This window comes from Chryseobacterium koreense CCUG 49689, assembly GCF_001045435.1.
In the GTDB taxonomy this organism is placed as follows: domain Bacteria; phylum Bacteroidota; class Bacteroidia; order Flavobacteriales; family Weeksellaceae; genus Kaistella; species Kaistella koreensis.
In genome coordinates this window covers 117,647-142,678 of the sequence record NZ_LFNG01000010.1, presented here as the reverse complement: position 1 = coordinate 142,678, position 25,032 = coordinate 117,647, and the positions used below count along the sequence as shown (strand labels likewise).

General features: G+C 40.9%; 22 protein-coding genes. 6 read left to right on the top strand and 16 right to left on the bottom strand.

Going from position 1 to position 25,032, the window contains the following annotated elements:
• Window positions 1–92 precede the first annotated feature (92 nt).
• From ACM44_RS15510 to ACM44_RS08610, 8 genes are all read right to left on the bottom strand, one after another.
• Window positions 93–476, bottom strand: a complete 384-nt coding sequence (locus ACM44_RS15510; RefSeq protein ID WP_053215452.1) for an alpha/beta hydrolase family protein — start codon at window positions 474–476, stop codon at window positions 93–95.
• 123 nt (window positions 477–599) lie between these two features.
• Window positions 600–2,678: a M13 family metallopeptidase gene (locus ACM44_RS08640; protein ID WP_048499632.1), complete on the bottom strand. Its 2,079-nt coding sequence runs from the start codon at window positions 2,676–2,678 to the stop codon at window positions 600–602.
• A gap of 113 nt (window positions 2,679–2,791) precedes the next feature.
• Window positions 2,792–4,885, bottom strand: a complete 2,094-nt coding sequence (locus tag ACM44_RS08635) for a M13 family metallopeptidase (protein WP_048499642.1) — start codon at window positions 4,883–4,885, stop codon at window positions 2,792–2,794.
• A 287-nt stretch (window positions 4,886–5,172) separates the two neighbouring features.
• Window positions 5,173–6,420, bottom strand: a complete 1,248-nt coding sequence (locus ACM44_RS08630) for a CinA family nicotinamide mononucleotide deamidase-related protein (RefSeq protein WP_048499631.1) — start codon at window positions 6,418–6,420, stop codon at window positions 5,173–5,175.
• Between the two features lie 110 nt (window positions 6,421–6,530).
• Window positions 6,531–7,502: a Fic family protein gene (locus tag ACM44_RS08625; protein WP_048499630.1), complete on the bottom strand. Its 972-nt coding sequence runs from the start codon at window positions 7,500–7,502 to the stop codon at window positions 6,531–6,533.
• Window positions 7,503–7,744: 242 nt separating this feature from the next.
• Window positions 7,745–8,575: a dienelactone hydrolase family protein gene (locus ACM44_RS08620; RefSeq protein WP_048499629.1), complete on the bottom strand. Its 831-nt coding sequence runs from the start codon at window positions 8,573–8,575 to the stop codon at window positions 7,745–7,747.
• A gap of 126 nt (window positions 8,576–8,701) precedes the next feature.
• Window positions 8,702–9,568: a lipoyl synthase gene (gene lipA, locus ACM44_RS08615; RefSeq protein WP_048499628.1), complete on the bottom strand. Its 867-nt coding sequence runs from the start codon at window positions 9,566–9,568 to the stop codon at window positions 8,702–8,704.
• Window positions 9,569–9,613: 45 nt separating this feature from the next.
• Window positions 9,614–10,171, bottom strand: a complete 558-nt coding sequence (locus tag ACM44_RS08610) for an RNA polymerase sigma factor (RefSeq protein ID WP_048499627.1) — start codon at window positions 10,169–10,171, stop codon at window positions 9,614–9,616.
• A gap of 137 nt (window positions 10,172–10,308) precedes the next feature.
• Here ACM44_RS08610 and ACM44_RS08605 point away from each other — a divergent pair, with 137 nt between their 5' ends.
• Complete coding sequence (locus ACM44_RS08605) at window positions 10,309–10,605, top strand: hypothetical protein (RefSeq protein ID WP_048499626.1); 297 nt, start codon at window positions 10,309–10,311, stop codon at window positions 10,603–10,605.
• Window positions 10,606–10,690: 85 nt separating this feature from the next.
• Here ACM44_RS08605 and ACM44_RS08600 read toward each other — a convergent pair whose 3' ends face one another.
• The 6 genes from ACM44_RS08600 to ACM44_RS08575 form a co-directional block, all read right to left on the bottom strand.
• Window positions 10,691–11,104: a hypothetical protein gene (locus ACM44_RS08600; protein WP_048499625.1), complete on the bottom strand. Its 414-nt coding sequence runs from the start codon at window positions 11,102–11,104 to the stop codon at window positions 10,691–10,693.
• Window positions 11,105–11,121: 17 nt separating this feature from the next.
• Complete coding sequence (locus ACM44_RS08595) at window positions 11,122–11,382, bottom strand: hypothetical protein (RefSeq protein ID WP_048499624.1); 261 nt, start codon at window positions 11,380–11,382, stop codon at window positions 11,122–11,124.
• A gap of 2 nt (window positions 11,383–11,384) precedes the next feature.
• On the bottom strand, window positions 11,385–12,374 hold the full coding sequence (locus ACM44_RS08590) for a cbb3-type cytochrome c oxidase subunit II (protein ID WP_048499623.1): 990 nt from the start codon (window positions 12,372–12,374) through the stop codon (window positions 11,385–11,387).
• Window positions 12,375–12,383: 9 nt separating this feature from the next.
• Window positions 12,384–14,135 carry a cbb3-type cytochrome c oxidase subunit I gene (locus tag ACM44_RS08585; protein WP_048499622.1) on the bottom strand — a complete coding sequence of 584 codons (1,752 nt, stop codon included), beginning with the start codon at window positions 14,133–14,135 and terminating at the stop codon, window positions 12,384–12,386.
• 50 nt (window positions 14,136–14,185) lie between these two features.
• Entirely contained in the window at window positions 14,186–14,620 is a 435-nt protein-coding gene (locus ACM44_RS08580; protein WP_048499621.1) for an RrF2 family transcriptional regulator, read from the bottom strand.
• Window positions 14,621–14,750: 130 nt separating this feature from the next.
• Window positions 14,751–15,617, bottom strand: coding sequence for a DUF72 domain-containing protein (locus tag ACM44_RS08575; RefSeq protein ID WP_048499620.1), 867 nt, complete (start codon window positions 15,615–15,617; stop codon window positions 14,751–14,753).
• 485 nt (window positions 15,618–16,102) lie between these two features.
• Between ACM44_RS08575 and ACM44_RS08570 the strand changes: the two genes are divergently transcribed.
• Entirely contained in the window at window positions 16,103–16,729 is a 627-nt protein-coding gene (locus ACM44_RS08570; protein WP_048499619.1) for a hypothetical protein, read from the top strand.
• A gap of 84 nt (window positions 16,730–16,813) precedes the next feature.
• Here ACM44_RS08570 and ACM44_RS08565 read toward each other — a convergent pair whose 3' ends face one another.
• Entirely contained in the window at window positions 16,814–18,469 is a 1,656-nt protein-coding gene (locus ACM44_RS08565; protein WP_048499618.1) for a ribonucleoside-diphosphate reductase subunit alpha, read from the bottom strand.
• 403 nt (window positions 18,470–18,872) lie between these two features.
• Window positions 18,873–19,847 carry a ribonucleotide-diphosphate reductase subunit beta gene (locus ACM44_RS08560; RefSeq protein WP_048499617.1) on the bottom strand — a complete coding sequence of 325 codons (975 nt, stop codon included), beginning with the start codon at window positions 19,845–19,847 and terminating at the stop codon, window positions 18,873–18,875.
• Window positions 19,848–20,257: 410 nt separating this feature from the next.
• On the opposite strand from ACM44_RS08560, the gene ACM44_RS08555 reads away from it, so the two are divergent.
• From ACM44_RS08555 to ACM44_RS08540, 4 genes are all read left to right on the top strand, one after another.
• A complete protein-coding gene (locus ACM44_RS08555) occupies window positions 20,258–20,950 on the top strand; it encodes an ABC transporter ATP-binding protein (protein WP_048499616.1) in 693 nt (230 codons plus the stop codon).
• Window positions 20,951–21,136: 186 nt separating this feature from the next.
• Window positions 21,137–22,366, top strand: coding sequence for an ABC transporter permease (locus ACM44_RS08550; RefSeq protein ID WP_048499615.1), 1,230 nt, complete (start codon window positions 21,137–21,139; stop codon window positions 22,364–22,366).
• 83 nt (window positions 22,367–22,449) lie between these two features.
• The gene (locus ACM44_RS08545; RefSeq protein WP_048499614.1) at window positions 22,450–23,718 is read left to right on the top strand and encodes an ABC transporter permease; all 1,269 of its coding nucleotides are present in this window, start codon (window positions 22,450–22,452) and stop codon (window positions 23,716–23,718) included.
• Window positions 23,719–23,793: 75 nt separating this feature from the next.
• Window positions 23,794–24,987 carry an efflux RND transporter periplasmic adaptor subunit gene (locus ACM44_RS08540; protein WP_048499613.1) on the top strand — a complete coding sequence of 398 codons (1,194 nt, stop codon included), beginning with the start codon at window positions 23,794–23,796 and terminating at the stop codon, window positions 24,985–24,987.
• Window positions 24,988–25,032 lie beyond the last annotated feature (45 nt).

Below are 25,032 nucleotides of genomic sequence, written 5' to 3'. Positions count from 1 at the left end.
CTATTTCCGTTTGGTTTCAGATTTTATTCTGGAGTAAAACCCAGGGGATACCCCCAAGTAGGTGGCAATAATTTTGTTTTTTACCCTGTCCTTTATCGGGGAAGACTGTGACCGATGATTGCGATTTTCGATTGATCAATTTTCGGATTTTCATAAAAATGATTTAAAACCGCATCGTAATCCGACATTTCTTTTGAGAAATTATTGTTCCCGAATGATTCCAAATCTGCAAACTTGGTGGGATTTTCTAAAGTAGTTCCGTTGTGTGAAAAATTGAATTTGACGAAGAAGAATCCTGCTTCAGCAAACTTTTCCGCCATCAGATTCCACGCTCCCCAGTCTTTGTAACCTTTGTAACCGTGTGCAAAAATTACGAGCGGAAGTTTTGTTTCTGAATTTGGGTAGAAAGCGTCGGCGAGGAAACTTTTTGTTTCAGCGTTTGGAATGATGATGTTTTTTTCATGATGAACGGCCATAATCTCAATTTTTAATGGAGCTTAAAGTTACAAATAAATCACTGCGAGCGCTGAAATAAGCGATCTGCAGAAAAAAACCCTTTTAGCAAAAAACTAAAAGGGTTCGTTATTCATAAAGAAGAATTACCAGATCTTAATCCTGTCTTCCGGTGCTTTATAAAGTTTATCGCCCGGTTTCAAATCGAAAGCTTTGTAGAAAGAATCCATATTGACCAATGGTCCAAAACTCCTGAAATATCCAGGTGAATGTGGATCGGTTTTCACCAGGTTTACTAAGAATTTGTCGGTAGATTTTGTTCTCCAAACCGTTGCCCAACTCATAAAGAATCTTTGATCCTGGGTGAAACCACTGATTAATCCAGGATTTCCGTGGTCCTTCAAATACATTTGCAAAGCGGTGTAAGCAACTGCTGAACCACCCAAATCACCGATGTTTTCACCACTGGTAAATTTTCCGTTCACGAAACTTCCGGCAACCGGTTCATATTGATCATACTGTGCAGCAAGCTGCGCCACTTTTGCATCGAAATTTTTTCGGTCTGAATCTGTCCACCAGTTGTTCAGATTGCCGTCACCATCAAATCTGGAACCGGAATCATCGAAACCGTGAGAAATCTCGTGACCGATTACCGCACCTATTCCCCCAAAATTCACGGCCGGATCTGCTTTGAAATTAAAGAAAGGCGGCTGAAGAATCGCAGCTGGGAAAACAATTTCGTTATTGGATGAACTGTAATAAGCATTCACGGTTTGCGGCGACATTCCCCACTCGGTTTTGTCAACCGGTCTTCCGATTTTATTCACACTTCTTTGATATGCCCATTTCGAGATATTTTCACGATTCGAATAGTAAGTTCCACCTTCTGCAGGTGATTGCAGCTGCAATTTGCTGTAATCCCTCCATTTATCCGGATAAGCGATTTTCACGGTGAATTTTGAAAGCTTTTCCTGTGCTTTCACCTTTGTTTCAGGCGACATCCAGTCCAAATTGTCGATATGCAATTTGAAAGATTTTTTCAAATAACTGATATATTCTTCCATTTTGGTTTTCGCTTCAGCCGGGAAATACTTGTCCACATAAAGCTTTCCGAATGCTTCTCCCAAAGTACCGTTTACCACGGCAAGTCCGCGTTTGTCCATGGAGCGCTGCTCTTTTTGCCCCTGAAGATACTTGGAATAAAAATCAAACCTCAAATTATCAAGATGGGTATCCAGATTTCCTGCATTGTCATTCAGCAACTGGAATTTCATATAATCTTTAATTAATGGAAGCGTTCTTTCATTCATCCATTTATCCATATTCTGGTAATATTTCAGTTCAGTTACAATGACTTTGTCTGTATTTACACCCGCGGCAGTCAAATAGTTAGGCAAATCCACGTGGGTAACCAAAGTTGAAAGATCTTTCACGGTTTTAGGATTGTAGCGCAGGTTTGCGTCTCTTCCCTGTTCCAAAGTCAAAAGGTCATTTGCCAATTGCTTTTCAAACGCCACCACCCGCATTGCAGTCTGCTTGGAACCTTTATCTCCCAAAACGTCAAACAAAGACGCCACATAATCGGTATAGGCAGCAAGAGTTTTCGTGTTGGCTTCATTCTCTTTTTGGTAATAATCTTTTCCCAAACCAAGACTTGGACCGCCCAAATAAACGGCGTTCATCACAGAGTTTTTCATATCTGCGGAAACACGCCATTGATAAAGTGGATTGTCTCCGGTTTTGGTAGCGTCGATCAAATATTTTTGTAAATCGGCAACTGATTTCAAATTATCGATTTTGGCAATTTCCGGCTTGATCGGGCTGATTCCATCGGCATTTCTCTTGTTCCAATCAATGAAGGTTCCATAAAGTGCCTGGATTTTTTGTCCTTCGGAATTGGCAGCGAATTGATCGGTCAAAATTTTATTTAAAATCTCTAGGGATGCATTGTCAACATCTTCACGAAGGACATTGAAACTTCCCCAACTTGTTTTATCTGATGGAATTTCTGTGGTTTTCATCCAGTTTCCATTCACATAATTATAGAAATCATCCTGCGGACGAACTGAGGTGTCCATGTAAGAAAGATTAATTCCATAATCTGTACCAACTGCAGGTTTCACCGGTGTTTGTTCTGTTGTTGTTGCTGAAGTTTTTGCTGTTTTGCACGAGTTGAAAAATACAATACCCGATAATGCGAGTACTGCAATGCTAATTTTTTTCATTACTAATAATTAAATTTTATTGAAGATTGACCAAAGATAATAATAAATATCTGCATCAAAAAGCGTTAACAAGGTCCTAAACCTTGTTAACGCGTAAAATTCATTGATGAATATTACCAGATCTTAATCCGAGCTTCAGGTTTTTTGTAGAGTTGATCCCCTTCTTTCACATCAAATGCTTGGTAAAAAGCATCTGTGTTCACCAGCGGTCCAAAAGCCCTGTATAATCCTGGAGCATGTTCGTTCGTCTTGATCTGATTGATCAGTGCAGCTTCTTTTTGCAAAGTTCTCCAAACAGTTGCCCAGCTCAGGAAAAACCTTTGATCCTGCGTGTAACCGCTGATCAAGCCTGGATTTCCTTTATCTTTTAAATACATTTGGAGTGCATCGTAAGAAATATTCACGCCACCCAAATCGGCGATATTTTCACCGTTGGTAAATTCACCGTTCACGAAAGTTCCTTTCACAGGTTCGTAAGTGCTGTATTGTGCCGCGAGAGATTTCGTGGCTTTCTCGAAATTGGCTTTATCTTCCGGAGTCCACCAATCTACAAGATTTCCGTCTGCATCGAATTGAGCACCGGAATCATCGAAACCATGGGTCATTTCGTGACCGATTACCGCTCCAATTCCACCAAAATTAATGGCAGCATCCGCTTTCGGATTAAAGAACGGCGGCTGCAGAATCGCTGCCGGAAAAACTATTTCGTTGTTCACCGGATTATAATAGGCGTTCACGGTTTGTGGAGTCATCCCCCATTCCGCTCTGTCCACCGGTTTGCCGATTTTGTCCAGATCTTTTTGATATTGCCATGAAGTGACACTCTGAAGGTTTTTGTACAAAGTTCCCCCATTTGCTTCAGACAGGATTTGCAGTTTAGAATAATCTTTCCATTTGTCCGGATAGGCAACTTTCACGGTAAATTTATTAAGTTTGTTCAATGCCTTTTCCTTGGTTACCGGAGACATCCAACTCAAATTATTGATGTGGCTCACAAAGCTTTTCTTCAAATAGCCGATCAGTTCCACCATTTGTGCCTTTGCTTCGGCAGGGAAATACTTCTCAACATAAAGTTTCCCGAAAGCCTCACCCAAAGTTCCGTTAATCAGCTCAAATGCGCGCTTTTCCTGCGCTCTTTGCTGATCCTGACCTCTCAAAAATTTTCCGTAGAAACCAAATTTCTTGGCATCCAAATCTGCTGAAAGATAACTTGCGCTTCCTGAAAGCAGGTGGAATTTCATATAATCCTTAATCAAAGGAATATTTTTCGCGTTGATGAACTTGTCTAGATTTTTATAATAATTCAATTCCCCCAAAATCACTTGATCAGTATTCACACCTACTGAGGTCAAATATTTAGACAGGTCCACGTTTTTCACCATACCTTTCAGTTCCGTCATCGTTCTTGGATTATACTGCAAAGTCGCATCGCGAATCTGTTCGTTGGTCAAATAAGTCTGCGCAATACTTTTTTCAAAGTTCACGATATTTTTTGCCACCTCCGAAGAATTTTTATATCCCAAATAGTCGAGCATTGAAGCAACATATTTTGTATATTCAGCAAGGGTTTCTGTGTTTTTCGGGTTTACTTTTTGGTAATAATCCCTTCCTAATCCCAACTCTGCCTCACCCATGTAAACCGCATTCATTTTGGAATCTTTCAAGTCAGAAAAGACGCCCCAAGCATAAAAAGGGTTCTCTCCGTTTTTGGTTGCTTCCACCAAATATTTCTGGAAATCCGCAACGGATTTGATGGCATCTATTTTTGCGAGATCCGCTTTAATTGGAGAAATTCCATCAGCATTTCGCTTGTTCATATCCATATAAGTGGCGTATAAATCCTGGATTTTCTTTCCTTCACTTCCATCTGCGAACTTGTCGCTTAGTAGCGAGTTCAAAATCGTCATCGAGTTGTTGTCTGTATCTTCCGCCAACTTATTGAAACTTCCCCACGTGGATTTATCGGCCGGAATTTTCGCAGTCTTCATCCAGCTTCCGTTCACGTAATTATAAAAATCGTCTTGCGGACGAACCGACTTGTCCATTGCCGACAAATCGAGTCCGTTTTCAGGAATTTCTACTTTAGGTGTAATAGGTGTTGCAGGAGGTGCAGGTGTAGATACAGATACAGTCGCTACTTTGGATGCGCATGAACTGAGCGCTACAATTCCCGCGAATGCAAGAACTGCGATATTGAGCTTTTTCATAAAGATATTGTTATGGATATTTAAAGGATATGTCAATTGATCAACAGATTTGTTACGGAATTGCAATAAAAAAACTTAAAAATCATTCCTTAAGAAAAAAGATTGTAAAGGAAAAACACTAAAAATCCGTAGAATAAGATCATCGGCAACGCAAAAATCAAATCAGAATCGCAGCCAAAATTTAAGCAGCAATAGGCGTTATGCGGTCAAAAAGCGCAAAATAAACTGAAGTTGCATACGCTTTCAATTTCTTTATGTTTTCTTTGAATTTTGAAAGCAACAAGGTTTTAATCCTTAACCAAATAAGAAACCAGATCTTGCAAAACCCTCTGCGAAACGAAGTGTGCAAAATCATTTCGGTCCAAATGCGGAAGAAAGAGCCGGTTCGTTTTCTCAAAATCATTGATGCGGATGGAATAGAATACGGTCCCAATTTCGCTGTTGAACTCATCGGAATTCGGTCCGGAAACCCCTGTGGTAGAAATCGAAATATCGGTTTTAAATAATTTTTGACAACCCTGACTCATTTCCTGTGCGACCTCTTCGGAAACCACGGTTTTTTCTAAAATCGTTTTTTCAGAAACACCTAGAATCTCCATTTTTTTGTGATAATCGTAAGGAATCACTCCGCCCAAAAAATACTTGGAACTCCCCGAAACAGAGGTAATCAGGCGCGCCAATTCACCACCGGTACAACTTTCCGCGGTGGCAAGCGTGAGTTTTTTTTCGATGAGGATTTCTTTCAAAATCTCCTGGATTTCATTTCCGTTCCATGAAATTACATTTTCCGAGATATAAGGCTTTAATTTTTCAACTTCGGCACTTAATTGATTTTTAAGTTGATCGAGGTCATTTCCAACGGCAGTTAAACGAAGTTTGATTCGGTTCCCTACCGGCAAATAAGACAGTGAAATATTTTCCGGAAGTGCCAATTCCCAATCCTCGATCGTTTGAGAAAGCAGACTTTCAGGGAAATCGACCACCGAAATAATTTGGGTCAAAATATGTTTTAAGGAGAAGCGCTCTCTCAGAAATGGAATAATTTGATTCCGGATGAAAGGTTTCACCTCAAAAGGGACGCCCGGAAGCGAAAAGACCAGTTTCCCGTTTTCCTCGATCATTTGGCACGGCGCGGTTCCGTTTTCGTTTTGGAAAATCCTGGATTTTGATAAAACTACCGCCTGATTTCTATTGATTTCCAAGAGATGCTCCCGTTTTCTTTTGATGAAAAGCTGTTTTAAATGTTCAAAAGTTTCATCATCCAAAACCAGTTGGTCATTGAAAAATTCCGCAAAAGCAGTTCGGGTCTTGTCGTCTTTTGTAGGTCCGATTCCTCCGGTTGCAATTACGATTTTCGCAATTTCGGTGGCAGCTTTCAACCCGTTTTTGATGGCGTCGATTTCGTCGGGAACGGTGAAAATCCTTGAAACCGATATTCCAATATTTCTCAGTTCTGTTGCGATAAAGTTTGAATTGGTATCGAGTGTGTTTCCGGAAAGGATTTCATCGCCGATGATGAGGATTGCCGCGTTCATTAAAGTATTTTTTACAAATTTCGGCAAAAATACCACGAATGCACAAATATTTTTAACATAATCAAAACCATTAGTGAATTGGTGGCTTAAAATAATTTTGCCCTCAAAGCTTAGTTTTTATTATTCAAAATCCTTTTCCGATCTCGATTTGCGATATAGTTTCTGATGGATTCTTCAGTGGTTAACCAGTTTCTTCCCTCCTTGAAGGCATCGATTTTTCCAGTCCGTGCGAGGAGACTCAAATATTCCGCTCCATAAGGAACTCTTTCTTCCTGAACAATGGTAGAAATGGGAAGATAATCATCATAGGAATTATTCAGGCTGCTCAGATAGATGTCTAAACTTCTTTCCACAGCTTGAAAAATCAGCAGCAAAAGTTTCGAATAATCGTGTTGATTGGCTTTGTTCAAGGCATCGTAATACTTTTTACGGTCGTTTTTCAAAATAATAGCCGGCGGAAAACCATCCTTCATCAACAGCAGGTTGAAAAGCAGGCGAACTGTTCTTCCATTCCCGTCAAAAAACGGATGAACCCAGACAAACCGATGATGAAAAATCGCAGATTTGATGACGGTGTGTAATGAATTGGAGTTGGTCCAATCAATCAAGTCCTCGATGAGATCTGGAACTTTCAGCGCGTTTGGAGGAACGAAATTCGCACCCGAAATTCGGACGCCGCTGTTCCGAAATCTTCCGGCAAATTCCTTTTCAATTCTTTGCAAAACCAAGGAATGAACTTCTAAAATATTGGAGAAACTCAATGGATTTTCTTTCGAAGCTAAATCTTCCACAAACTCAATTGCATCGGCATGATTCAACGCTTCGAAATGTTCGCGGAGGGATTTTCCTTTCACGGTGAAACCTTCCTCGACGACCATTTTGGTTTCCTGCAAAGTAAGCGTGTTTCCTTCAATGGAGTTGGAATTATAGGTCCATTCCAGCGTGAGACTTTTTTTGATATTCTTAATGGCAATCGCAGGAATTGGGCGCAATTTGTCGAGTTGCGATTTCTTCTCTTCGATTCTTTGCAACTGTTTTTCGAACCCTTCAAATTGGTATGGATATGTTTTCCAATCTTTCACCAGACAAAGTTAGGGAAATTTTCCTTAACATCGGATGAGTGTATTTTTTACGATATCTCATGTTAAAAATTTTGAAAAGAAAAAACGAACTTCGACAATAGCCCCGATCGCAGTGGAAATCCTTTTTTGGTGATTTTCGGAACTTCGAAGATTTCAGTCCTCTTCATGCACCAAAAAAGATTGCAACGGAGAGCGGGACGGGTTTTCGGAAGAATCGACAGCTTGGTTGCTCCTAGAAAAAATCACTTGAAAATATCTGCGAGGAATGTTTTCATATCGTTCCAGGATTTTTCATCGGCTTCTTTGTTGTAGGCGATTTTCAAATTGAATTTCTTGCCCATTTCGGTGGAAGCAGGATTGGTAAAGGAATGAAGCGAATTTGGGTAATTGATAAATTGGTAGTTGATTTTGGCGGAATCCATTTCTTTTTTGAACGAAGCAATCTCTGCCGGAGATACAAAACTGTCATCAGCACCGTTGCAGACCAGGATTCTGACCTTGTTGTTTTTTGCGCGGACTCCGGTTTCCAGGTTTCCGTGGAATGAGACGACTCCCTTCAAATCGCTTTCTTGACGCGCCATGTTCAAGGCTTGCGCACCGCCGAAACAATATCCGATCACGGCAATTTTGGAATTATCTGCGTTGGGAAAAGTGACGACATGTGCTTTTGCGGCATCGAAAATCATTTTAGCATTGATTGGAATCTGGTAGAAAGGTTGCGCCAATTTTCCAGCTTCTTCGGGATTGTCCACCACTTTTCCTTCACCATAAAAATCGACAGCCATAGCAAAATATCCCAATTCGGCGAGTTGTTTCGCTCGGTTTTTGGCATAATCTGTCAAACCCCACCATTCGGGAATGACCATCACCACGGGTTTTGGCTGGTCAGAATCTGCGGGGAACGCCGCGAAGGATTTGTAGTTTACACCGCGGATGTTGTAAACCACGTCTTCGGTTTTGATGTTTTTGGAAGGGGCGATTTCCGTATTCTTTTCAGAGGTTTTCTTGTTGTCGGCGCAAGAAAAAAATAAAATGACTGCACAAAGCATCGAAAAAATTGGATAAAGTTTCATGTTACTATTTTTTTTAAGTTAAATATCTGTGAATCTTATCTGTTTCAAATGAAATTGATTATTTTTCGATTTTCGAAAAGGTGTTTCGTCCAGCATTTGTGTATGAATACAAAACTCGGCAAGCCCTTACAAAATATGTTTTTCCGCATGATAAGAACTCCTGACCAAAGGCGAACTTTCCACATGTCGGAAACCGAGATTTCTGGCGAAATCGCCATATTCTTCAAATTCTTCCGGAGTGATGAATTTTTTCACGGCGAGGTGGTTTTTTGTGGGTTGCAAATACTGTCCTATGGTAATTACGTCCACATTCGCATTTCTGATATCCTCGATCGTTTGGAAAACCTCTTCTTTTTTTTCGCCCAAACCGAGCATCAATCCGGTTTTGGTTCTTCGTTGACCGGCATCTTTCAGGTATTTTAAGACGTCTAAACTTCTTTCGTATTTCGCCTGAATTCTAACTTCGCGGGTGAGTCTTTTCACGGTTTCCATATTGTGAGAAATTACTTCCGGAGCTACCTCGATCATTCTGTCGAGATGTTTGTGGATTCCCTGAAAATCCGGAATCAAGGTTTCCATGGTAGTTCCCGGAGAAATTCTGCGAACCGCGCTCACGGTTTCTGCCCAAAGAATGGAACCCATATCTTTCAAATCGTCACGATCCACGGAAGTGAGGACGGCGTGTTTGATTTTCATCAATTTGATGGAACGGGCTACTTTTTCGGGTTCGTCCCAGTTCACGTCTAAAGGTTTTCCGGTTTTCACTCCGCAGAATCCACAACTTCTAGTACAGATGTTTCCCAGAATCATGAAAGTCGCGGTTCCGTTTCCCCAACATTCGCCCATGTTCGGACAACTGCCGCTTTGGCAAATGGTGTTGAGTTTATATTTATCCACCAAAGTTCGGAGTTCGCGGTAATTTTTCCCGGTTGGGAGTTTTACGCGGATCCACTTTGGCTTTTGAATGGTTGTATTTGAAAAAACTTCGCTCATTAGTAGAAATAAAGGTCAAAATTAAGGATTTAGAAATTGTTTTCGTCAATCTTCAAATTCATTGTTTTTTAATAATTCTGCCAACACTTTTTTGGCACGCATAATCCGAACTTTGGTATTGGCAACGGTCAGATTGAGTTCTTCGGCAATTTCCTTGATGCTTTTTTCCTCAAAAAACCTGAGCCGGATAATGTCCTGGTAATTCGAATCCAGGGATTCTATGACCGAGATGATCTGTTTCTGCTCTTCCTCGGAAATCAAAAGTTCCTCTGGCGAACGAGCAAAGTGATTTTTAAAGTCATCGAAATTATCTGTGGAATCTTCATTTTCACGGGCCTTCCTACGCCAATAATCGATCACGGAATTCTGGGCGATGGTCAATATCCAGGTTTTAAACTGGAAATTGGGATCAAACAAATCCAATTTCGCCAAGACTTTTGAAAACACCGATACGGTAATTTCATCAGCCGCATTTTCATCCTGAACCTTCTTCAACACAAAACTGAAAACATCCACCCAATGTGCGTTGATGAGCCTGGTTTGTGCTTTTTGGTCTTTGTTTTTAGCTGAGGCGATTAAGGATAAAAGTTCCGCTTTTTCCATGGTGAACAAATATAGCAATTTTAGACCAGTGGTTTCAGAGAAGTTTTGAGAAAATTGGTTAACTTTGAAACCCTTTTGAATTACGAATTACGAATTGCAAAAAGGAAATTTACCATTTAAAAACAAAACTTTAAGATATGGGCGCGAAGAAAAAATACAAGAAACAGGTTCTGAAATCATTGAAAAAACTGGCGGATTCAGAATATGGATTGGTGGAAACCATGACCAATCTGATGCTTCTGAAGGAAATGAAGAAACACGACATCGAATTCAAAGAAGGAGACACTTTTACCTTTGACGATAATATTTTTGATTATAGCGAAGACAAAAACATCAGGCAATTAGCAAGTTTAAGAAAAAAGATGCTGAAAACCATGAACAAACTGGTTGAGAAAAATAATTTCAAGGACAAGCAGATTGAGTTTTTGGCATAATCAGATTTTCTGCAGACGAATTATTTCCAAATAAAAAGCGGCTTCAAAATAATTTTGAAACCGCTTCCTCAATTTATATGAAAACTTAGTATGGGTGTCCATTAAAGTAGGTTATTCCGTAATATGCGCTCCACGCGGCAATTAGTATGATCAGCACCCACATCCAGACTGGGATGGTTTGCGGCGTCTCACTTCCTTCCACCACGAAACTTTTTACACTCGCTTTATCGTGAGCATTGATCATCAGCGGAAAACTTCCGTCCACCACGTCATTTTCCTTCAATCCTTCCACGCTGATTGAAGGGCCGTTTCTGACCTGGAAATTAATGAGCCGGATTCCTTCTCTTCCGGAGATCGATCTGCTGACAATCTTCATGGTGTGTTCTCCATCGGTCAGTTTCGAGGTATCGAAATCAAAAACGATTGGAGTTTCCAGATCAGCAATCGGATGCGGATCATCATCGATAAAAATCTTTATGGTTGAGCGGTCTTTGGTCATCTCCTGATATTTTAAAATTAATTTAAAATAGAATGTTTAATATGGTTTTTGTTTTTTTCGCCGGGTTTCGCGATATATTTAATGGAATAGATCAGGGTGTAAATTGTGATCAGAGCGATGACTGCCACAATTACCCAATCCCATTTGCTGTCGGGTCCAGTTCCGTGTGTGAATCCCTGCGTCAGTTTCGGCTGCTGCAACTTGCATGCATCACAGGCGAGTGCAAAATTTGCAACCAAAATTAAGCCCAGTCCCAATATTTTAACTAAATTTTTCATTACTATTTAATTTTATCCATTATTGCCTTTACTTTTTCCACATCGACAGGTTTTCCGGTATTTCCCCAAGAAGATCTTTCGTGGTTCATAATAGCGGTGACCATTTCGGCGGTGAAATTTGCGTTTTTACCCACTGCGGGCATCGGTCCGTATCCTGGTCTTCCGGTGTAACCCGTCATAATAATATTTACATAGACATCCAGGTCGTCACCATTTACAATTGGGCTGCCTTTCAAGGGAGGAAATGCTCCCGGAAGTCCCTCGCCGCTCGCTTGGTGGCAAGTAGCACAGTTTGCGGTGAATAATTCGCCACCATCGGGCAAATTTGCCGCTCCACCAGCCGCGGCTTTTTTCTCTTTTTGTTTGTAGAGGAATTCTACAGGTGCAACACCCTCCGGAAGTTTTGCCTGCTTCAATGATTGAAGATAAGCGACCAAATCGAGTGCGTCCTGAGTGGCAATGATTTTTTTGTTTTTATCTTTAAGGAATTCGGGGGGTACTTTTACTTCTACGTCTCCTTTTTCAACAAAGTCTTTTTCTTTAAACATCCATGGAAAAGCCGGCATAATGGATTCTTTCACCGCGGCTCTCGGCTGATAAAGATGCACCAATTGCCAATCCATGCTGGGTTGTCTTGCACCGATGTTGGTTAAATCTGGTCCCGTTCTTTCGGAACCCAATAGGTTTGCGGTATTTCTCCAAAAATCGGTTCTGTCATTCACTGCATAATCTGAAGGAATATTTGGTCTGCTTCCAAAAGGAGTATCCATGTCCACTCCCCTCACTTGCTGGGTGTGACAAGCGATACAGCCATTTGCGATATATAGTGCTTTTCCGGCTTTTTCCTGTTTCGTCAATGGTTTGGCATCTGGCAAAGGTTTATAAATCTGCTGGTTTTGAAATGCCGGCAAAATCGCAATATTGATCGTCAGAAATAGGAAAAAAAGTAGCGCTGACCAAAATAACAATTTATGATTACTGTACATATTCATGTCTCAAGTTTATTTTGTTGGAATAAATTCTGTGTTTTGAAGTTGCTTTTTGGCCTTTAAAATCTCTTTGGGAGTTCTTGGAATTACAATTTCCGGTTTTTTGCTTACCATCTTATAAAAATTGTACGCAAAAATCAGGTGTGAAATCCACATCATTGTTCCTCCCACGGCTCTCCACAACCAGTAAGGAGCCATGATGACCACGCTTTCAATAAATGGTTTTTTTGCCATCCACAGCAGTCCCTTTTCCGTGGAGCCAATCATTAAAGAAGTAATATAAATCAGCACACCGATCAAAGCCAGCCAAAAGTGGATCCCAACCCAGAATTTTGGCGGTTCCTTTCCTGTGAGTCTTGGAACAAGCGTGTAGGTAAATGCCCACAGCATAAATGTGATGATTCCATACATCGTCATATGAGAATGTGCCACAGTGAAGTCCGTGAAATGCCAAATCAAATTGGTAAATCTAAAGGCCTCCACTGTTCCCTGCAGCGAACCCGAAAAATAGAACAGGATTCCGATCAGATAAAATGGCAGGGTATAACTGTTTTTCAACTTATACCATGAACCATTGAATGTCAATAAAAAGTTGGTGGTCCCCGCAACAACAGGAATCACCATTCCCACACTCGCCACAATCGCCACCGTCTGCATCCACCATGGAATTGCGCTGAAAATGAAGTGGTGGCTTCCAATCAGGGTATAAAACAGAATCTGCGTCCAAAATGCCAGAATACCCAAACTGTATGAATAAATTGGCTTGTTCAACTGCAATGGCAGAAAGTAATACATCAATCCAAGATTAAGGAACATGAACCACATTCCTACTCCTTGGTGCATATAGTAACCTTGGACGATGGTTTCCCCTAATCCATGCTGCCAAAAAGGCAAATAACCCACCAATAAAATCACGATGACATACATCACCGCGGCCACAATATACCAGTTCGAAACATAGATTTCTTGCGTGGTTCTTCTGGCGATGGTCATTAATAAATTATACAGTAAAATGCCAATCCCTAATGCAAACAAAGTCATGAACGGCCAAATATATTCTCTGTATTCCCCACCCGCATTATTAATTCCCGCCATCAATGAAATGGTACCTAAAAGAACCGCAGCATTCATTAAGTAAAAAGTGGCCCACCCTAATTTAATACTGAATAAGTCCGCATTGCTGACCCGTGGAATTACATAATAGGCAAATCCCACCATTGCGAATGAAGCCCATCCCCAAAAAACCATATTGGTATGAACCGGCCGCAGACGCCCAAAACTTAGCCAACTAACATGATCCGCATCCGGAGCTACAAACTTGATTCCCAAATATTCACCAACGGTAGTTGCGATAACTAACCACAAAACAGCGAATCCCAAGAAATAAAGAACAAGTTTTCCCAATTGCGGAGTGACCACAGCGTCTTTAACCTCCGAATTTTTATGTGGGATTGCCCTTATTTCCTCTACCGTATTGATGTTGGTGATGATTCCTTTCTGATCCATAACCGGCAGACTTCCGGAAAGTTCGTTTTCTGGAATCCGGTATTCCAATTCCTTCTCACGGCGTTTGTACTGCTCCACTTCTTCAGGAGTTAAATCCTTAATCTTATTGTGAATATCCTGAAGCTCACGCCTGATCTGCAAATCTTTATAAGTTCCATAGGTTCTAATAACTGCGATTACTAAACCGGCAAGAATAGGAATCAGAATGAGAAGCAGGGTGAGTTGAACCCCTGATTCACCAAATAATGAGTTATTCATATATCAAAAAAATTAGAGGACAAAAAAGTCCTTTATTATGGTAAAATTTTTTATCTTTTCAGAAAAGCAGCACCGCCGGAAACTTCTTCAGCTAAAGATCGCAAGGTAGCTTTCTCGAGAGCATCTTTGATTCTTTCACGAATTTTTACAAATTTTGAATGGAGTGGACATGGTTTTTCTGCATTACATTTGTGCAAACCAAGGCTGCAGTCTTCCAGCAAACTGTTACCGTCCAAAGCAAAAACGATATTCCACAACTTGACTCTGTCTAAATCATCTTGAACTACAAAGAAGCCTCCATTGGGACCTTTTGCAGACCGAATCACGTTGGTCTTGGTCAGCTTCTGCAAAATCTTTGCGGTAAATGCTTCTGGCGATGAAATCGATTTTGCGATTTCTTTTATGCCTACTTTCCGGTCTTTCATCGACTGTTTAGCGACATATATTGCCGCCCTAATTCCGTATTCGCAGGATTTTGAAAACATCTTTTTTTGCTTTAGCTAATTTATCAAAGTTGAAAATAATAAAGGATAATATTGTCTTTTAATTTATCTATCAAATTTATCGATGCAGTCAATTCACCTGATTGAAAAAATCTTAAAACATATTTTTGATTCAAGGCATTTCCGGAATATGGATTTCGACCTCAAATTCTTTGTTAAATTTCTCAATGAAATAAGATGATAATAAAGGGGATGCCTTTTCAATATTCTGGTGGACAAAAAAGTACAGGTTCTGCAGTCCTTCCTCTTTCCACTTTGCCAATCGTTCCAGCCAATCGTCTAACCGGGAATAGTCGCTTTCGGCATTGGCGCCGACATAGCGGATAAAGGCCGAAGCCGTGGTAAGCCTCATGTGCAGCATATCTCTTCTTCCGGCGGTGTCCACAATAATATTAGTGATCTTGTTTTCCTCAAAAAGCGTACAGGTTTTGTTAAAGATTTCCTCATCGGAAAACCATTCCGCATTTCGGAGCTCAATTGCGAGTGGAATCTCCTTCACCCAGTCTTTCACAAATTTCTCCAGCCTCTCGAAATCTTTCGGCTTGAAATTATCGTGAAGCTGCAGGAAAACCATTCCTAATTTTTCGTCAAACTCCAGCACTGCCGTCGCGAACTGGGTCACCGCATCTGTAATATTCAGCAACCTTCGGAAATGGGAAACCGTATTGGTGATTTTCGGGAAGAACTTAAAATTCGCCGGCGTCTTTTCTTTCCAAATCCGAACCTGCTCCGGTGTCGGCATTCCATAGAAAGTCGCATTCAGCTCAATTGAGTTAAATTGGGTGGCATAATAAGTCAGCTCGTCTTTTGTTCCTTTCGGATAGAAACCTTTCAGATCGGTCTTGTTCCATTTGGCACAGCCTATGGATATATTTTCCAGCCCCTTCTTGTTTTTCTTCAGCACTTCCGCAGTTTTGGGATGATCCTTTGGAATTGTGAAATCTATTTTCGATGGGTCTTCAACTTGTCCGAATTTCATGGGTTCAAATTTTAAGGTTCAATTTTTAAAGGTAACGATTTTGGCACCCGCTTCCAACAAGGAAGGGATTTTTCCCACGCAAAGGAATTATCGCCAACAAAATTAGAATTATCAATTAAAACATTAAAAATATACGGCGTTTAGCCTTAAAAATTTCCCGTACCCGAAATCTTGCAAACATTTCAGAACTTTGAAAAAAAATCTTCGCTCAGATCCGGACCTTCCTTTTTGGTTTGCAAATTGGGTTTTGCAAGGACTACGGATATTAGCAATGAGAATTAGATCGTGTTTTTTTTGCGTTTTACGGAAAACCGTAGGGAAAAGTGGAAAACCAAAAGTACATTTGGAAAAATAAAAAAAAAGTTCAATTTGAAGACTTATCGAAATGGTTTAAAGAAATGGGCATTAAAAAATAGGAGATTTATAATTCGGATCTGCCGATCAATACAAAATCAAGAATCGCAAAATTTTTAAAGTAGCTTGTGATGAAAAAACCAATATACACCATTTGCGCAGGAACTTTCTTATTAATGATTTCCTGCCAAAAATCAGAAAATATCGAACAGCTTCCGGCGTCAGCAGATTCTGCCGCTGTGATCGCCGATTCCGCTGCAATACCCGATGTTGACTATCCTGAAAACATTGTAGATTATGCAATCACCAAACCCGTGGAACTGAATGCATCTGATTTGTATGCAGACAATTCCTTACCAACGGGAACAACCCCATATTCCAAATATTATGGTGGAAATCCATCCTGCAATGACAACGGATGCTCCAAAATCGAAGTTAAAACACCCTATAATTCGGATGTTTTGGTAACGATTAAAAAAAATGACAAAGTTGTGAGACACGCCTATATTCAAGCTGGAGACCGTTACACATTTTCGTTTCCCAACGGAACTTATCAGGCTTTTTTCTATTATGGGAAAGGTTGGAATCCCGAAAAGGAAATGAAAAACGGAGAAATAAAGGGAGGATTTGTCACTGCCGAAAATTTTGGAAAAGACGAAGAACAGTCTTTATACAACAATGTCTTGACTTACGAATTGATTTTGCAGCAAAACGGAAACTTCAGCACAACACCCAGCAATCCTGAAGAAGCATTATAATTATTAAAACCAGAAAAAAAATTTTAGCCAAAAAAAGCTGCAGATTTTCCCGCAGCTTTCCTTATTTTTATTCAGTTTGTCAATCTATGCTTCACAGCTCGAGCACGTTACAAAATTCACCATCATCTCCTTAGAAACCGACGAACTCCTTTGATAATACAATGTTTTCACGCCTTTCTTCCATGCCTCGATGTAGAGGTAATTCACATCTTTCACCGGCATTGTTGACGGAATCTGCAAATTCAGACTTTGCGCCTGGTCAATGTATTGCTGTCTTTGCGCTGCCTGAGAAATAATTTCCATTGGCGATATTTCCCTGAAAGTTTTGAACACCGCTTTTTCCTCAGCGGTCAATTCATTCAAATGCTGCACAGAACCGTGATTCAGCATAATTGAACGCCAGGTTTCCTCATTGTCGAGCCCTTTTTCCTCAAGCAATTTCGCCAAATATTTATTCTTCCGCATGAAGTTTCCTTTCGCCAAACCTGCCTTGTAATAATTCGATGCGAAAGGCTCTATTCCAGGAGAAGTTTGACCTAAAATTGCAGACGAAGAAGTAGTTGGTGCAATCGCCATCACCGTGGTGTTGCGCATTCCGTAACCTTTCATCAGTTCCGGCTCGCCATAGATATTTGCCAACTCCTGAGATGCCTGAATAGACTGTTCCTTAATTTGTCTGAAAGCTCGCGCATTGAACTGGGTCGCCTCGAAACTTTCAAAAGGAATCATATTTTTCTGCAGATAAGAATGGTAGCCCAAAACGCCCAAACCAAGCGCTCTGTGTCGAAGCGCAAAATTTCTCGCCCCCTGCAGGTAATAGTTTCCTTCCGTTTTTTCAATGAATTCGGACAAAACCGCATCCAGGAAATAAATCGCCAGTTTCACGGCGTTGGTATCTTTCCATTCATCATACAATTCCAGGTTCATCGAGGAAAGACAGCAGATAAAACTCTCTTCCGCCGAAGAAGGCAGCATGATTTCCGAACACAGGTTACTCGCATTCACCATCATCGCATTGTCCTTATAAACTTGCGGCTTGTTTCGGTTCACATTGTCGGTAAAGAAAATATAAGGCAAACCTTTCTGCTGACGGCTTTCCAAAACCCTCGCCCATATTTTTCTCTTATCCATGTCCCCATCAATCATATCCTGCATCCAGTAATCCGGGACACAAACTCCCGTAAACAAGTTTTGGATCGGGCTTCCAATATCTTTTATGGACAAGAATTCCTCAATATCGCCGTGGTCAATATCCAGATATGCAGCAAACGCACCTCTCCGAACCCCTCCTTGCGAAACCACGTCCATCGCGGTATCATACAGCTTCATAAACGAAACCGCACCCGAAGATTTTCCGTTGTCAGTAACCGCCGTTCCCCGATTTCTCAATTCCCCGAAATATCCGGAAGTTCCTCCACCGATTTTCGTCTGCATAATCACTTCGCCCAATTTGTGGGTAATTCCCTCGATATGGTCCGGAATATGAACGTTGAAGCAGGAAATCGGCAAACCGCGCTGCGTTCCCATATTTGCCCAAACCGGCGACGAAAAAGAAATCCATCCCTTGGTAATCATCTCCTCAAAAGCGGGTTGCAGTTCCGGTTTATAGAGGCGTTTCGCCGCTGCGGTGGTAATTCTTTCAATCGCGCCCTGCACCGTTTCGCCTTTCAGCAGGTAGCCGCGGTTGAGCATTTGCTCGCTCTCCTCATTCAGCCACCAGATATTCGTGTTTTCTTCCATATTTTATTTTGTCATTGCGGAAACCCGCGAATTATTTCTCTAATATTTTCACCTTACGTCGTCCGTCATTGCGAGCGAACCAATCGTTGAATCCCAAGCTTATTACTTAGGAGCAGCCACATTCCGCTTTTTCCAAAAACCCGTCCCGCTTTCCGCTATATCTTTTTTGTTTTGAAAAAACAAAAAAGGATGCCGCTGCAATCGGGGCTAATAAATTCTGTCGTCCTTTTTTCCGAAAGGTGCCCGTAATTAGTGGTCGCACCTAATGCTTTTATTCGGACTCCAAAAATGTCATCTGATTTTTTTTCGCCCTTCGAGCGATGGACAATTATCGATTTGCCTCCACCATGAAAATGTTGCCTTTTGCCTGTTTATCGGTAAATTTTAGCCAAATGGAAAATCTTTAGAATAGGTCGTTTTCCGTAATACTTTTATCGTGTTTCGTATAATCTACCGGTCTTTTCGCGAAGAAATCGTCCAGTGAATTAGCAAATACCTCTTCTTCAAACCACATCATTGGGCGGTATTGTTCCGGGGTCACGTTATATCTGGTCTTCATTCCGATTTTCTTCAAACTGTCGTCAACGCGGTATTTCATGAAATTCAACAAATCTTCTTTGGTAAAATTGTCGATTTCCCCCAACTCGAAAATCCAGTCCAAAATCTCGCCTTCCACGGAAATGGAATGGTCCACCAAAGTGTAGATGTCTTCAATATCGGAATCAGTCAACAAATTGGGTTGTTCCTCCCGGATTTTGTTGATGAGGAAAATTCCCGCATTCGCATGGATTTGTTCATCGACGGAAGTCCAAGCGATAATGTTGGACACATTTTTCATGAACCCCTTAAACCGGGTAAACGACAAAATAATCGCAAACTGGGAAAACAAAGAAACGTTTTCAATCAGAATACTGAACAATAAAAGTGCGGAAACATATTCCTTCGGAGTCGATGAATTGGCGTGTTTCAGTGCTTTTGACAGGAATTCAATCCTTTTCTTAATGGCAGGAGTTTCCACCAGTCCGATAAATTCCTCGTTATAACCCAAAACTTCCAAAAGCCGGGAATAGGCTTCGGAATGGCGGAACTCACATTCCGCAAAAGTTGCTCCCAAGCCGTTGAGTTCAGGTTTCGGCATGTGGCTGTAAAGGTTTCCCCAAAAAGTCTTCACATTAACCTCGATTTGGGCGATTGCCAAAAGTGCATGTTTCACCGCATTTTGTTCGTGCGGCTCCATTTGTGATTTGAAATCCTGAACATCCGCGGTGAAATCGATTTCGGAATGCACCCAAAATGACTTATTGATGGCTTCCACAAATTGCAGAACCTCTGGATATTCAAACGGTTTGTAACTGATCCTTTTGTCAAAAATGCCCATAATCAAATGCTTTTTTCAAGTTGATGTTTTGATGTTGTGGATAAATCGAAGTCAAAATTATATCACTGATTTTCAAACAGTTAAAATAAAACTTATCCACAAGTCCCTGAAATGTATTCCAGAGGTGTGAATTACAAAAGTAGAAAATGAAAGGCGATAAAAAAAGCAGCCAACATTAAATCTCTGAATTTGAATGGCAAAAGTTTTCCACAATCACACAGACCTTGCTTCCTCATTAAGTTTAATTAGAACGGACACGAAATATCACCGTTTCAGCCAATATTGAACTAAACAGTAATAAAAAAATAACGTGATAATAGCACTTATAAATTAAACAAATCGAATTGTAACACGAGTTTTGTAACAATCAAAAAAAAACTTTGACTAATGGTGAAATCAGTTTACTCTTAATGTTAGTAATCAAAGACCTTCACAAATCGTACGATACCGGAAAAAGCAAACTCCATGTTTTGAAAGGAATCAATCTGGAAATCAACGAAGGAGAGTTTGTCTCCATCATGGGAAGTTCAGGTTCCGGAAAGTCCACTTTGCTGAACATCATTGGAATTTTAGATGAAAAAGATTCGGGAACTTATGAACTTGACGGCATTCCAATCGAACATCTTTCCGAGGTAAAAGCCGCGGAATACCGCAGCAAATTTTTGGGATTTATTTTTCAATCTTTCAACCTCATCGGTTATAAAACAGCTTTGGAAAACGTGGCCCTTCCACTCTATTATCAAAACGTTTCCAGAAAGGTGCGCAATGAAAAAGCGATGGATTATCTGGATAAAGTCGGTTTGAAGGATTGGGCACATCACCTACCCAACGAGCTTTCTGGTGGACAGAAGCAAAGAGTGGCGATTGCAAGAGCATTGATTACCGACCCAAAAGTAATTCTTGCCGACGAACCAACCGGCGCGCTGGACTCGAAAACAACGTATGACATCATGAAACTCCTCCAGGAAATCAACCGCGAAGGAAAAACCATCATCGTGGTCACACACGAACCGGATGTGGCCGCAGAAACCAAAAGAAATGTGATACTGAAAGACGGAATTATTGAAAGTGACGAGTTGATCACGCAAAGAGTCTTGGTTTAAGAGCGCTCGGTAACCGGTCTGCCGAAAGACAGAAAAGTGCCAAAATACTTGAAATAAATTCAGTGAAGCATTTCACAAAGAGATACTGAAAGGAAAAAAATATTGAATCAATAATAAATTTTAAGTCATGAAACGAGCGGAATTGGCTGGCCTCATTTTAATTGTTTCTCGACCATTTTTAAAACCATGTTTGACCTAGACCGCTGGCAAGAAATATTCAGTTCTATTCGCAGTAATGTATTGCGAACGGTACTTTCCGGCTTTACGGTGGCACTCGGACTTTATATTTTTATCGTGCTTTTTGGTATCGGAAACGGACTGCAGAATGCTTTTCAAGAAGGTTTTACGAGAGATGCCCAAAATCTCATCAGCATTTCCACAGGCAAAACTACCATAGCTTATGAAGGGCTGCAATCTGACAGGCAAGTCACCCTAAACAATAAAGATTACGACGCCATCATCAACTCGCAACCGGAAAAAGTTCAGTATTCCACACCACGCTATTCCACCAGTTTGATGGTGAAATATGGCAAAGAAAGCGGAACCTATCAAATAAGCGGCGCAAATCAGGACGAGGTAAAAATCGAAAACCGAAAACTTCTGAACGGGCGTTTTATTTCACCTGGAGATATTGACCGAAAACAAAACGTGGCCGTCATCGGACGAATGGTTCAAAGGGATTTGATCAAAAATGGCGACCCCATTGGGAAAGATTTAGATATTAATGGCAGTATTTTCAAAGTGATTGGAGTCTTCTCCGATGACGGCGGCGATTGGGATGAGCGGATGATCAGTGTACCGATCTCCACCTTGCAGCAAATGAAAAAAAGCTCGGACACGGTGAGCACCGTTTTCATTGCCTATTCTGAAAACATGAAACCGGAAGACGCCATCAAATACGGCGACCAACTGAAAAAAGAGATCAAGGCTCGGAAAAAAGTCTCCCCAGACGACGAAAATGCGGTTTACGTGAACAATCGCGCCGAAGGACTGAAAGATTCATTCCTCTTTCTTTTCGTCATTACACTGATCGTGGGCTTTATCGGATTAGGAACTCTTTTGGCGGGAATTATCGGAATCAGCAATATCATGGTTTACATTGTGAAAGAAAGGACTCAGGAAATCGGTGTGAGAAAAGCAATCGGCGCGAAACCCAAAAGCATCGTCGCTTTAATTATGCAAGAAAGCATTGTCATCACGGTTATTTCGGGATTAATCGGAGTTGGATTAGGCGTTTTCAGTCTTTCCTTAATCGGTGATAGTTTAGAGAAATATTTCATCAAAGATCCCAGTGTGGGATGGGGACTGATTATCGTGGCGTTTCTATGTTTGGTGATTTCGGGACTGATTGCTGGATTTGTTCCCGCGTATAGAGCGAGTAGGATTAAACCGATAGAGGCGCTGCGAGCCGAGTAATCCAATAAAAAATTTAAGCTTGAAACTTCAAATCTACCTGTCCGCAGACAGGCCTTAAACTTCAAACTTTAAACAAATAAAGTATGAACATCATCTTTAAACTAGATACTTGGCAGGAAATTTATCATTCTTTAAGGAATAATAAACTCCGCACCTTCCTCACCATGATCGGTGTTGGATGGGGTATGTTTCTGTTTGTGAGTTTGCTAGGTGCCGCTAAAGGAATGGAAAACGGGTTTGATAAACTCTTTTCCGGATTTGCCACAAATTCGATTTTTATGTGGGCGCAGAACACCTCGATTCCTTATGATGGTTTCCCGAAAGGCAGAAAGACGGAAATCAGACTTCCGGATATTGATCTATTGAAAAAGAAAATTCCCGAAATCGACTATATTTCGCCCCAGAATTCAAGAGGTAATTTCGGAAGTCCACCCGAACAAATGACCAGAAACGGGAAAACCGCTTCTTATACTTTGACCGGGGATTACCCGATCGGCAATAAGATTTCTGAGAAAAAACTGATTTACGGAAGATATCTGAATGATGCAGACATCAGCGGAAATAAAAATGTTGCCGTGATAGGCGAAGAAGTTTACAAAAACTTTTTTGACGCAAAACTCAATGAAAACCCAATCGGAAAATCATTTAACATCAAGGGAATATTTTTCCAGGTCATCGGGGTTTTCAAAGTTCCACGCGGAGGCGGAATGAATAATGACAAAACGGTCTTCATCCCACTTTCCACCTATACGAAAATGTATAATGATGGCGATAAAGTGGGGTTCTTCGCCATCGTGAGTAAACCTGATGCCGATTTGAATATTGTGGAAGATGAAGCAAAATCCACACTGAAAGAAAAATACAGGGTTTCACCGGATGACACGAATGCATTTGGAAGTTTCAACCTCGGAAAAGAATTTGGAAAACTAACCGGATTTCTCACCGGTATGCAACTTTTGACTATCATTGTGGGAACCTTGACCATTTTGGCGGGAGTCATAGCCATTTCAAACATCCTTCTAATTACTGTGAAAGAAAGGACCAAAGAAATCGGAATCCGCCGTGCATTAGGTGCGAAACCATCGGAAGTAAGAAACCAAATTTTATTGGAAAGCGTTGTCATCACTTTAACTTCGGGAATTCTGGGATTTATTTTTGGAATTTTATTGCTCATGTTCATCAACTTTTTAACCAAAGATCAGGACAAATTCCCTTTTTACAATCCCACTGTGGATTATGGACAAGTTTTCGGGGCGATGGCAATTATGGTGATTTTGGGCTTGGTGATCGGAATGATTCCGGCGCAAAGAGCTGTGAAAATACGTCCCATTGAAGCGCTGCGTTCGGAATAATGGAGGCGCGGACCGTTTTAGATCAACCAAAATCTTTAAACTAATAAGTATTAAGTAATAAGAAATAATAGAAACATGAAAAAGAAATTCACCTGGAAAAAAGCACTTTACCTCTTTCTCGGATTAATTTTCGCAATTGCTTTGATTTCGGGAATCAGTTATTTGATTTCGTCAAATTCCAAAAAAGCAGATTCTTTCCTGACCAAAAAGCCGGAAATCAAAAACATGGACGACAAAGTGATGGCGACCGGAAAAATAGTTCCCAGAGAGGAAATTGAAATCAAGCCAAACATGTCCGGAATCATCGACAAAGTCTTGGTGAAAGAAGGTGATCATGTTTCCATCGGACAATTGGTGGCAACACTCCGAATTGTTCCAAGCGTTCAAAATGTGAATGCAGCACAACAGGAAATCCAAAATGCGAATCTACAAATCAGCAACGCAAAAATCGGTGTGGACAACCAACAAAAACAGTTCGCCATGCAACAAAGATTATTTAATCAGGGGGTAATCTCCAAACAGGAATTTCTTTCTGCGCAGCAGCAGCTGAACTCTTCACAACAGATCCTGAGAAATGCCGAACAGCAACTTAGAACCGCACAGAAAAATCTGCAAATCGCCAAAACGGGCGCAACTCCTGAACTCGCAAGTTTGGCAACCACCCAAATCCGCTCAAAAGCCAATGGGACCGTTTTGGATGTTCCCATTAAAGTTGGAAGCCAGGTCATAGAAGCCAACTCCTTCAACTCCGGAACCACCATTTGCTCCATTGCAGATTTGAATTCCCTGATTTTCCAAGGAACGATTGACGAGGCACAAGCGGGAAAACTGAAGGAAGGAATGGAAATGAACGTGATCATCGGTGCTTTGCAAAATAAAACTTTTCCCGGTCGCGTCACCATGATCGCGCCAAAAGGTAAAGAAGAAAGCGGCACCATAAAATTCCCGATTGAAGGAGATGTTTTCAACAAAACTGCAGAATACATCCGTGCAGGATTTTCGGCAAATGGTGAAATTATCTTAAGCTCCCAAAAAAATGCGATGCTTCTTGACGAATCACTGATTCAGTACGAAAAAGTAAACGGAAAAGATGCTCCATTCGTGGAAGTGAAACAAAAGGACGGCTCGTTTAAAAAGGTCTATGTAAAACTCGGAGCGAGTGACGGAATCAATGTTCAAATTCTGTCCGGATTGACGAAAGATTCCGAAGTAAAAGTCTGGAATCCAAGTGATAAAGATAAAGAAGCTTTAAAAGAAAAGAAAAAATAAGGACAGTTGAAGCTTCTTCCAATCAAATAAAATCCCGGATTAATT

Coding starts and splice junctions, on each gene's coding strand:
- ACM44_RS15510 (WP_053215452.1), bottom strand. CDS start 476: ATGGCCGTTCATCATGAAAAAAACATCATCATTCCAAACGCTGAAACA.
- ACM44_RS08640 (WP_048499632.1), bottom strand. CDS start 2,678: ATGAAAAAAATTAGCATTGCAGTACTCGCATTATCGGGTATTGTATTT.
- ACM44_RS08635 (WP_048499642.1), bottom strand. CDS start 4,885: ATGAAAAAGCTCAATATCGCAGTTCTTGCATTCGCGGGAATTGTAGCG.
- ACM44_RS08630 (WP_048499631.1), bottom strand. CDS start 6,420: ATGAACGCGGCAATCCTCATCATCGGCGATGAAATCCTTTCCGGAAAC.
- ACM44_RS08620 (WP_048499629.1), bottom strand. CDS start 8,575: ATGAAACTTTATCCAATTTTTTCGATGCTTTGTGCAGTCATTTTATTT.
- lipA (WP_048499628.1), bottom strand. CDS start 9,568: ATGAGCGAAGTTTTTTCAAATACAACCATTCAAAAGCCAAAGTGGATC.
- ACM44_RS08610 (WP_048499627.1), bottom strand. CDS start 10,171: ATGGAAAAAGCGGAACTTTTATCCTTAATCGCCTCAGCTAAAAACAAA.
- ACM44_RS08605 (WP_048499626.1), top strand. CDS start 10,309: ATGGGCGCGAAGAAAAAATACAAGAAACAGGTTCTGAAATCATTGAAA.
- ACM44_RS08600 (WP_048499625.1), bottom strand. CDS start 11,104: ATGACCAAAGACCGCTCAACCATAAAGATTTTTATCGATGATGATCCG.
- ACM44_RS08595 (WP_048499624.1), bottom strand. CDS start 11,382: ATGAAAAATTTAGTTAAAATATTGGGACTGGGCTTAATTTTGGTTGCA.
- ACM44_RS08590 (WP_048499623.1), bottom strand. CDS start 12,374: ATGAATATGTACAGTAATCATAAATTGTTATTTTGGTCAGCGCTACTT.
- ACM44_RS08585 (WP_048499622.1), bottom strand. CDS start 14,135: ATGAATAACTCATTATTTGGTGAATCAGGGGTTCAACTCACCCTGCTT.
- ACM44_RS08580 (WP_048499621.1), bottom strand. CDS start 14,620: ATGTTTTCAAAATCCTGCGAATACGGAATTAGGGCGGCAATATATGTC.
- ACM44_RS08575 (WP_048499620.1), bottom strand. CDS start 15,617: ATGAAATTCGGACAAGTTGAAGACCCATCGAAAATAGATTTCACAATT.
- ACM44_RS08570 (WP_048499619.1), top strand. CDS start 16,103: ATGAAAAAACCAATATACACCATTTGCGCAGGAACTTTCTTATTAATG.
- ACM44_RS08565 (WP_048499618.1), bottom strand. CDS start 18,469: ATGGAAGAAAACACGAATATCTGGTGGCTGAATGAGGAGAGCGAGCAA.
- ACM44_RS08560 (WP_048499617.1), bottom strand. CDS start 19,847: ATGGGCATTTTTGACAAAAGGATCAGTTACAAACCGTTTGAATATCCA.
- ACM44_RS08555 (WP_048499616.1), top strand. CDS start 20,258: ATGTTAGTAATCAAAGACCTTCACAAATCGTACGATACCGGAAAAAGC.
- ACM44_RS08550 (WP_048499615.1), top strand. CDS start 21,137: ATGTTTGACCTAGACCGCTGGCAAGAAATATTCAGTTCTATTCGCAGT.
- ACM44_RS08545 (WP_048499614.1), top strand. CDS start 22,450: ATGAACATCATCTTTAAACTAGATACTTGGCAGGAAATTTATCATTCT.
- ACM44_RS08540 (WP_048499613.1), top strand. CDS start 23,794: ATGAAAAAGAAATTCACCTGGAAAAAAGCACTTTACCTCTTTCTCGGA.